At 37.9% G+C, this 8531-nt stretch carries 8 protein-coding genes and 1 tRNA gene; 4 read left to right on the forward strand and 5 right to left on the reverse strand.

Annotated elements, in window-relative coordinates:
* Positions 1-209: 209 nt before the first annotated feature.
* The 5 genes from K6D58_RS11260 to K6D58_RS11280 form a co-directional block, all read right to left on the reverse strand.
* A complete protein-coding gene (locus K6D58_RS11260) occupies positions 210-1529 on the reverse strand; it encodes an MFS transporter (protein WP_296830714.1) in 1320 nt (439 codons plus the stop codon).
* 136 nt (positions 1530-1665) lie between these two features.
* Positions 1666-1950 carry a hypothetical protein gene (locus K6D58_RS11265; protein ID WP_296830716.1) on the reverse strand — a complete coding sequence of 95 codons (285 nt, stop codon included), beginning with the start codon at positions 1948-1950 and terminating at the stop codon, positions 1666-1668.
* Between the two features lie 21 nt (positions 1951-1971).
* Positions 1972-2571 carry a cytidylate kinase-like family protein gene (locus K6D58_RS11270; RefSeq protein WP_296830718.1) on the reverse strand — a complete coding sequence of 200 codons (600 nt, stop codon included), beginning with the start codon at positions 2569-2571 and terminating at the stop codon, positions 1972-1974.
* A 40-nt stretch (positions 2572-2611) separates the two neighbouring features.
* Positions 2612-3988: an ArsB/NhaD family transporter gene (locus tag K6D58_RS11275; RefSeq protein WP_296830720.1), complete on the reverse strand. Its 1377-nt coding sequence runs from the start codon at positions 3986-3988 to the stop codon at positions 2612-2614.
* 98 nt (positions 3989-4086) lie between these two features.
* Positions 4087-4173: transfer RNA gene (locus tag K6D58_RS11280), tRNA-Ser, on the reverse strand.
* A gap of 115 nt (positions 4174-4288) precedes the next feature.
* Between K6D58_RS11280 and K6D58_RS11285 the strand changes: the two genes are divergently transcribed.
* The 4 genes from K6D58_RS11285 to K6D58_RS11300 all read left to right on the forward strand — a co-directional run bounded on the left by K6D58_RS11285 (position 4289) and on the right by K6D58_RS11300 (position 8336).
* Positions 4289-5698, forward strand: coding sequence for a sodium-dependent transporter (locus K6D58_RS11285; RefSeq protein ID WP_296830722.1), 1410 nt, complete (start codon positions 4289-4291; stop codon positions 5696-5698).
* 75 nt (positions 5699-5773) lie between these two features.
* On the forward strand, positions 5774-6802 hold the full coding sequence (locus K6D58_RS11290) for an aldo/keto reductase (RefSeq protein ID WP_296830724.1): 1029 nt from the start codon (positions 5774-5776) through the stop codon (positions 6800-6802).
* A gap of 71 nt (positions 6803-6873) precedes the next feature.
* Positions 6874-7320 carry a DUF4869 domain-containing protein gene (locus tag K6D58_RS11295; RefSeq protein WP_296830726.1) on the forward strand — a complete coding sequence of 149 codons (447 nt, stop codon included), beginning with the start codon at positions 6874-6876 and terminating at the stop codon, positions 7318-7320.
* Between the two features lie 8 nt (positions 7321-7328).
* Positions 7329-8336: a hypothetical protein gene (locus K6D58_RS11300; RefSeq protein ID WP_296830728.1), complete on the forward strand. Its 1008-nt coding sequence runs from the start codon at positions 7329-7331 to the stop codon at positions 8334-8336.
* The last annotated feature ends 195 nt before the right edge of the window (positions 8337-8531 follow it).

An 8531-nucleotide genomic window follows, 5' to 3' on the forward strand; every position in this document is an offset into this window, starting at 1 on the left:
GGTTATAAAAATTCAAGTTTATATTACTTATATATTATATATATCATACGATACAATTATCACCTGCGGTTATCTAACTTTTTTCCTGGCTAACCACAGTTAATATTTAAAAATTAATAAATTTTTGTGAGTATTCATCCGGGAAAAAAAAATCCCTGACCAGTTAAACACCAGCCAGGGCACCTTTTATTCTTATTTAAAATTCATTCTTATTTCTTTACCGGTTTAACAAGGAATACAGAAAGAAGGAGTGCTACTATGTAAAGTGCACCGGTTACAATAAGAACATTCTGATAACCTGTAGGATTAACCATAACTACAAGGTCACCGTGATGCTGTTCAATAAATTTTCCAGTGTGATTTACAATATAAGAAGCCATCTGGTTTCCTGTAAGACCTGCAAATGCCCATGCAGAAAGTGTAATTCCGTGAATAGCAGAAATTGAACCCATTCCGTAGTGGTCAGAAAGAAGTGTTGGAATATTTGAGAATCCGCCACCGTATCCAGCGTTTACAAAGAAGATAAGTGCAAGTACAAAAATAATCAGAATAGTATTTCCGTCACCGTTTGCAATTCCCTTTGTAAAATAAACTACGCCAGTGAATGCGATTGAAAGAATGAAGATAAGCTTGTAAACAGTGTTGCGGTCCTTCATGTGATCTGCCCATGCAGAGAATCCAAGACGACCACCGGCATTGAATACAGCAGAAATTGTAGAGAAGAGACCTGCAAATGCTGCAAGACCGATACACTTAATAATCATTTTTTCCTGAGAAATAAGTGCAAGACCACAAGTGATGTTAATATAGAACATAAGCCAGATAGCAACATAGCTTACGATTGGTTCACGCTTAAGGGTTGCAATGATTCCCTCTTCCTTAGCCTTGTTCTGTGGTTCAACCCAGTCAGCAGGCTTAGCAAGAAGAAGATGACCTACAAACATCATTACAAAGTAAGCGATTGCAAGAATAAAGAACATCTTGTAAATACCGCCTTCCCTCTGTGTCTGAGTTGCAACATCTGAATAAAGAAGCTTCTGCATAATAGGAGAAGCAATAGCTTTTGCAGCACCAAATCCTGCTACAGCAAGACCTGTTGCCAGACCCTTTTTATCTTTAAACCAGAGCATGAGAGTCTTTACAGGAGAAAGATAACCTGTACCAAGACCAATACCCATGATAAAGCCATAACTTACGTAAATACCTGCAAGTGCAAGAGCACTGTGCTGATGATTTCCGCCGTACCAGATAAAGAAACCGGTACCAGCCATACCTGCGGCAAAAGTAATTGTCGCAATTAAAGAAGACTTGTGAATGTTTTTTTCAACAAGATTTCCAAGAAATGCTGCAGACATTCCCAAAAAGAAGATTGCAAAACTGAACGCCCATTCAGTTGCTCCTTTTGAAAAACCAATGTAGGCTGCAATTTCCTGACTGAAAATTGACCAGCAGTATACTGTACTGATACTACAATGAAGAAGAAGCGCAGGAATTGCACCCCTAATCCATTTGTTCTGAATGTTTTTCATGATAACCTCAGTTAATAAAAAAATAACTGCCCAATTATAATGAATTTTATGCAAAAAAAATAGTGCCATTCTGCAAAGAAGCAAAAGGCACTGTCTCAATAAGAATCAATCTGACTCACTAAGATTCAGCTTAAAATTATTTATGCTTACGGGAAACATCATCAAAGAAATCATAGCTGTTCTTACTTTTATTAGTTCTCTTGAATAAAGTCTTATCCTGAACAGCACCGGTTTTTTCCATAGCTTTTGTTACACCCTTTTCATAAGGATTCAACTGTTCAAACCTGAATTCATAAAGCACTGGATTGTCTACGGAAAATTTATATATCTTTCTTGAAGCAACCAAAAAAACAAAAACAGCAATAACTGCAAGAATGATAGAAGTCTTTTTTACAAGTCTGTAAATTTCTAAATCTGTCATTCCTGCATTATACCCTGAATTCTATTTATTGTCATTGCAGAAGTTCTGTATGTAATTTACAAGAAAATCTACAGTTCCATCGATTCCCAATACAGATGAATTAACACAAAGATCGTAAGTAGAAGCCAGTCCCCACTTTGCCTTACAGAAATGATCATGGTAAGCACGGCGGGTTTTGTCATGGCGCTCGATTGTCTTGCGGGCCTGCTTTTCCGACATATTACGATACTTCATTACACGCTCAACTTTCTTGTCTTCATCAGCTGTAACAAAAATAGAAATGTAATTTGCCAGGTCCTTAAAAATCTCATCAGTACAGCGGCCAACAATTACAAATGAATCTTCATCAGCAGCCTTGTGTTTTAAAAGTGCAAACTGAAGTTCAGCTACATTTTCTTCTGGAGAATTGCTGTAGCCCCGGACAGTTCTGCTGAAAAATCTTTTCTTAGGAGCTTCATCATATTTTTTAAGAAGTTCAGCATCAGAATTTTTTATATGTGCAATTTCATCAAGAAGGTTCCTGTCATAAAAATCCAGGTTAAGTTTTTCTGCAAGCTTACGACCGATTTCATGACCTCCTGAACCATATTCACGACCTATTGAAATAATCAGCTGTTTCATTTTTTCCTCCAACAGAGCAGTTACTATATTATACCCCGTTTTACAGATAACGGATAAAAATTACTGCTGTAGAAATTGCCAGTACCAGAACCGTTGCAGGTGCAGATGTCTTACAATACTTGCCCCATCCAACAGGATGTCCGGCTTTAGCAGCTACAGAAGTTCCAACAACATTTGCGCTGGCTCCGATAGGTGTACCGCTTCCACCAATATCTGTTCCCATAGAAAGAGCCCATGCCATTGTAGAAAGTGATACGCCGGAAGTAACAGCAAGACTCTTGATTACAGGAACCATTGTTGCAGCAAATGGAATGTTATCAATAAAGGCCGAAGCAAAAGCACTTACCCATATAATAATTGCTATCATAAGATAAGCATTTCCGCCTGAAACTTTTTCAATAAAGGCAGCTATAAGCTTAAGAATCTCAGTCTGCTCAAGACCACCGACAACAACAAACAAACCTATAAAAAACAAAAGTGTCTGATAGTCAACTTTTTTAAGAAGCTCCGGAATATGTTTAGCCGAAGTAAGCAAAGTTATAATTGCAATTCCAAGACCGATTGTTGCAACACTAAGATGTGTATTTGCATGAGTTACAAGAAGCACAACTGCACAGGCAAAAATTACACAGCTTACTGCAAAGCCGGCCTTGTCCTTAATTGCAGATTCAGGAACAGGAAACCTGGAAGTATCAATATCTTCAGAAGTTACGGAAAGTTCCTTTTTGCTTACAAAGTAAAAATAGAAAATTACGATTACAAGACTTATACCTGCAATAAGACCAGTATTGCAAAGGAAGTCAATGAATGAATAACCAAGTTTTGAACCGATGATAATGTTTGGCGGATCACCACACATAGTAGAAGAACCACCCAGGTTTGCACAGAAAATTTCTGCAAGAATCATTGGCACAGGAGTAAATTTAAGAAGCATGGAAAGTTCAACAGTTACTGCAGCTAAAAAGAGAATTACTGTAATTGAATCAATGAACATAGAAAGAACAGCACTCATAATCATGAATACAATAAAAATTGGAATTACCCTGTAGTGAACTGCCTTTGCAAGACGAAGACAAAGCCAGCGGAAAAATCCTACACGAGCCATTCCTTCTACCATAATCATCATTCCGCAAAGGAAGATTATAGTTCCCCAGTCAATTCCGCTTGATTCAACTTCTCCGGCAGCAGTGTACCAGAAACCAAGCTTAAAAATTGTGTGTACATTCAGTGTCTCTTTAGCAGCCAGGCCGGCATGAGCCCAGTCACCATTCTTGACACCAAAGCCAACAGCAAAGACCAAAAGCAGTGTAAGAGCACCGCAAACCAAAGTCGTGTACTGTTTAGGGAATCTCTCCGTAATGATTAAGAAAAACATTACAAGGAAGATAGCCACAGCAAAAATTTGTGCCAGTAACATATTTTTACCTTCTAAAATGTGAATAGATTTGATTTTGTAACGATTATAGTGTTTATGGATTACAGTGTCATCGTCAAAAAAGGAAATACCTGAAAAAACGGAAAGAGGGGGATTCGAACCCCCGGCAAGCTTTCACCTGCGCACCCCTTCCAAGGGTGTACCTTAAACCACTCGGACATCTTTCCAAAGAATATGTGCAGTATAATAGAAAACTTTAACATGGACAAGTTATAGTAAAGACAATTATCCGCGTTTATTATATAGTAGACTTTACATCAAAAAGTTAAGAGGTTTAATCTAATGGATTCAGAAAAAAACATGGCTAAACCAAGAAATGCCTTTACAAGTTCAATTGGTTTTGTACTTGCAGCAGCAGGCAGTGCCGTAGGTCTTGGAAACATCTGGCGCTTCCCTTATCTGGCTGCAAAAGACGGTGGTGGTCTTTTCCTTTTCATCTACTTAATTCTTGCAGTATCTTTCGGTTTTACAATGCTCATCACTGAAATTGCAATCGGACGCAAGACTCAGGAAAGCCCCCTTACAGCTTACAAAAAGCTTAATTCAAAATGGGGATTTTTAGGATTCTTTGCCTTTATCGTTCCATTCATCATCTATCCTTACTACTGTGTAATCGGCGGCTGGGTAATGAAATACATGTTTACCTACCTTGCCTTCCTTGGTGACGTTACTACAGAAGAGGGCTTCTTTACAGGCTTTATTACATCACAGTGGCAGCCAATCCTTTACACAGTTATCTTTGCCTTTGGATGCTTTATTATTGTTTACAAAGGTGTTGAACACGGAATTGAAAAGTACTCAAAGATTCTTATGCCAGTGCTTTTCCTTATCGTTGTCTTTATTGCAATCTATTCCCTTACCCTTAAGCACACAGATGCAAACGGCGTAACAAGAACTGGTCTTGAAGGTGCTTCAATTTATTTTATTCCTAACTTTAAAGGACTGACCTTTTCTAAACTTCTCTATGTAATTGTAGATGCCTTAGGACAGCTCTTTTATTCACTTAGTATCTCTATGGGAATCATGGTTGCCTACGGTTCATACATGAAAAAAGAAAACAACCTTGGCAAATCAGTAAACCAGATTGAAATATTTGATACAGGTGTTGCCATCCTTGCCGGAATGATGATTATCCCTGCAGTATTTGCTTTCTCAGGAACAGAGGGAATGAGTGCAGGACCAGGACTTATCTTTATCACCCTTCCAAAAGTATTCCTTTCACTCGGAAAGTTTGGAACCTTTATCGGACTCATCTTCTTTGTAATGGTAATGTTTGCTTCACTTACAAGTGCCGTTTCAATTCTTGAAGCAATAGTTTCAAGTATGATCGACAAAATGCACTGGTCACGCAAAAAGGCCGTACTCATTATGTCAGCAATTGCATTTGTAATTTCTATCGTAGTATGTCTGGGATACAACGTATTCTACTTTGAACACACACTTCCAAACGGAAGCGTTGCACAGATTCTTGATATCTTTGACTACGTAAGCAACAACATCCTTATGCCGATTGTAGGACTCCTTACCTGTCTCCTTATCGGATGGATTGTAAAACCAAAAGCTATTGTTGATGAAATCACACGCAACGGAGAACACTTTGCACGTAAAGCACTTTATGTTGTAATGATTAAATTCTGCTGCCCTGTTTTACTCTTTATAATTCTTCTTGCATCATTCGGAATCTTCCGCTAATTAAATGAATACATACCGTTATGGTTAAAAGCCATAGCGGTATTTTTTTAAACTAATTCCAGACCGGAGAAAAAAATGAAAAATGTAATTCTTGGTTCTACAAATATTTCTACACTTAAAAATGCACTTGGCTGCCTTCCCCTTCAGAGAGATTCAACAGAAGATGCAGTAAAACTCATTCGCCGTGCATACGAAGCAGGCTGGACTTTTTTTGACACCGCAAGATTCTACACAGACAGTGAAGAAAAATTAGGCATTGCCTTTGAAGGAATCCGTGACAAAGTTTTTATTGCCACAAAAACAATGTGCAAAACCACAGAAGAATTCTGGGACCAGCTCCACACTTCCCTTAAGAACCTTAAAACAGATTACATTGACTTATACCAGTTTCATAACCCGGCCTTCTGCCCAAAACCAGAAGACGGCACCGGTCTTTACGAAGCAATGCTCCAGGCAAAAGCTGAAGGAAAAATCCGCCACATCGGAATCACCAACCACAGACTGAACGTAGCCCGGGAAGCAATCCAGAGCGGACTTTACGAAACCCTGCAGTTCCCATTCTGCTACCTCTCCACAGAAAAAGAAATCGAGCTTGTAAAACAGTGCAAGGAAAAAAACATGGGCTTTATTGCAATGAAGGCCCTCTCCGGCGGACTCATTACAAACGCAGCAGCAGCCTATGCCTACATCAATCAGTTTGACAACGTCCTCCCTATCTGGGGAATCCAGCGAATGAATGAACTCGAAGAATTTATTTCCTTCCAGAAAAAAGAACCGGACTACTCAGGCAAAATAAAAGAACTCATAGAAAAAGACAGAAAGGAACTCTGCGGAAGCTTCTGCCGTGGATGCGGTTACTGCATGCCATGCCCTCAGAAAATAGAAATCAACAACTGCGCCCGCATGTCCTTAATGCTCCGCCGTGCCCCAAGCGCCTCCTGGCTCAACGAAGAATGGCAGAAAAAAATGTCCCTCATCACTAGCTGCATCCACTGCAACAAATGCTCCTCCCACTGCCCTTACGGACTGGACACACCAAAACTCCTCCAGGAAAACTACATCGACTACCAGGAAGTCCTCGCCGGCCGCCGGTCGGTGTGTTGAACAGGAAATAAATTCAACATTGGCAAAAATCCCTTAAACCCTTAAAATTGAATTACAGGAGATCCGCTAAAATGCTGAATGTTACTTTCGGTGATATGTTTGATGACAAAAATTATATATACAATACCTCATTATATTTTGATAACACCTTTCAGGACAAATGGATAACCTCTGACTTTGGAAAAGAAATTATAAAAGACATAGATAAATCTAAAGTAATTTCAGGGCACGTTATAGAAAGCCCCTATTTAGGAGCCATTACACCAACTGACTTATCCGGAGGTGTAAAAACTTTATTACTCATGGCCTTTGATAATTCAAAAGTTTTTAACGCATCAACCTGTGGAAACAACTGTGCCAAATGGATCTTAAAACTTGGACTAAAAAAGAAACTTGTAATTAACCTCCGGCATGTGATGGACTTTGGCCATGATGATTTTAAAATCAAAATAACAAATACAGGTAATATAGTTCACAATATGAGAGAATTTGTTGCTGAATCTTTTTCCGGCTTTTGAGGTAAATAATGAACGGTATTCAACACATAGAAGTTTCAAATAGAAATGCCAGATATGAGTTTGATTTAAAACGAAACATAACTATCGTTTGCGGTGACAGTGGTTCAGGAAAAACTACCTTATATAGAATGATACGTGCATTTTATGAACAGGGAACTTCAAGCGGCGTAAAATGGACTTGTACCGGAAGTAAAAACTGTGCCGTTCTTTCAGATCCAAATTTATGGCAGCAGAATCTCAAAAGCATTAAGAACAGCATTATTTTTATAGATGAAGGTTATAATTTTGCTCTTTCCGAAGATTTTGCAAAAGCAATAAAAAAAACAGACAATTACTATGTCTTTTTTAACCGAGAACAACTTCCTCAACTTCCTTACAGCGTAGATGAAATCTATCAGATAAAAACGTCAGGTAAAAAAAATCATACCTTTATAAAATTATTCACCTCTACGGACAATCACATTTACACAAAAAAAAGTGCAGGAAAAAAATTTCTCTATGATACAGTTGTTGTTGAAGATTCAAAATCCGGTTATGAATTTTATTGCGCCTATTTTGATGGAAGCAAAATTACATGCAAAACTTCCGGCTCAAAATCAAAATTAAATAAATGGATACAGGATTTTACAAACACAAATCCAGAAAAAAAACTTCTTATAATTGCTGACGGTTCCGCATTCGGTTCAGAAATGAACAGGTTTATGGAACTATATAAAAATACAAAAAATCCTTCTAACGTCACACTCTGCCTTCCGGAATCCTTTGAATGGCTTATTTTAAAATCAGGCTTGTTACACAAAGCACAGATAAAAAAAATATTGGAAAATCCTTCAGACTACATAGACTCAAAAGAATTCTTCAGCTGGGAACAATTCTTTACCCATCTCCTTGTAGAACAAACAAAAAGTACAGAATATATGCGTTACCCTGAAAACAAATCAAAACTCCCTGACTATTATAAGCAAAAAGAAAATGCCGAAAGAATCATTGCAGGAATAAAAGGCGAACAGAAGTAGAGATATTTGAAAAAGTCTATATCCGTCATTCTTCTTTAAAAGCTGCAACTTTTAATTCTACATCAGGATTATGTCCTAAATTAAAAAGATTTTTCGCCTCATTAGAAAATACTTCAATATGTGAAGACATATATTCTCTTAATTCAGGATTACATACATAAATATAAGTACCTTTAATTCCTCGAGTCATCAATA

This window comes from Treponema sp. (assembly GCF_024696245.1).
Classification (GTDB): domain Bacteria; phylum Spirochaetota; class Spirochaetia; order Treponematales; family Treponemataceae; genus Treponema_D.

Bases quoted from the DNA above. Each gene is read 5' to 3' on its own strand.
- K6D58_RS11260 (WP_296830714.1), bottom strand. From the start codon at position 1,529: ATGAAAAACATTCAGAACAAATGGATTAGGGGTGCAATTCCTGCGCTT.
- K6D58_RS11265 (WP_296830716.1), bottom strand. From the start codon at position 1,950: ATGACAGATTTAGAAATTTACAGACTTGTAAAAAAGACTTCTATCATT.
- K6D58_RS11270 (WP_296830718.1), bottom strand. From the start codon at position 2,571: ATGAAACAGCTGATTATTTCAATAGGTCGTGAATATGGTTCAGGAGGT.
- K6D58_RS11275 (WP_296830720.1), bottom strand. From the start codon at position 3,988: ATGTTACTGGCACAAATTTTTGCTGTGGCTATCTTCCTTGTAATGTTT.
- K6D58_RS11285 (WP_296830722.1), top strand. From the start codon at position 4,289: ATGGATTCAGAAAAAAACATGGCTAAACCAAGAAATGCCTTTACAAGT.
- K6D58_RS11290 (WP_296830724.1), top strand. From the start codon at position 5,774: ATGAAAAATGTAATTCTTGGTTCTACAAATATTTCTACACTTAAAAAT.
- K6D58_RS11295 (WP_296830726.1), top strand. From the start codon at position 6,874: ATGCTGAATGTTACTTTCGGTGATATGTTTGATGACAAAAATTATATA.
- K6D58_RS11300 (WP_296830728.1), top strand. From the start codon at position 7,329: ATGAACGGTATTCAACACATAGAAGTTTCAAATAGAAATGCCAGATAT.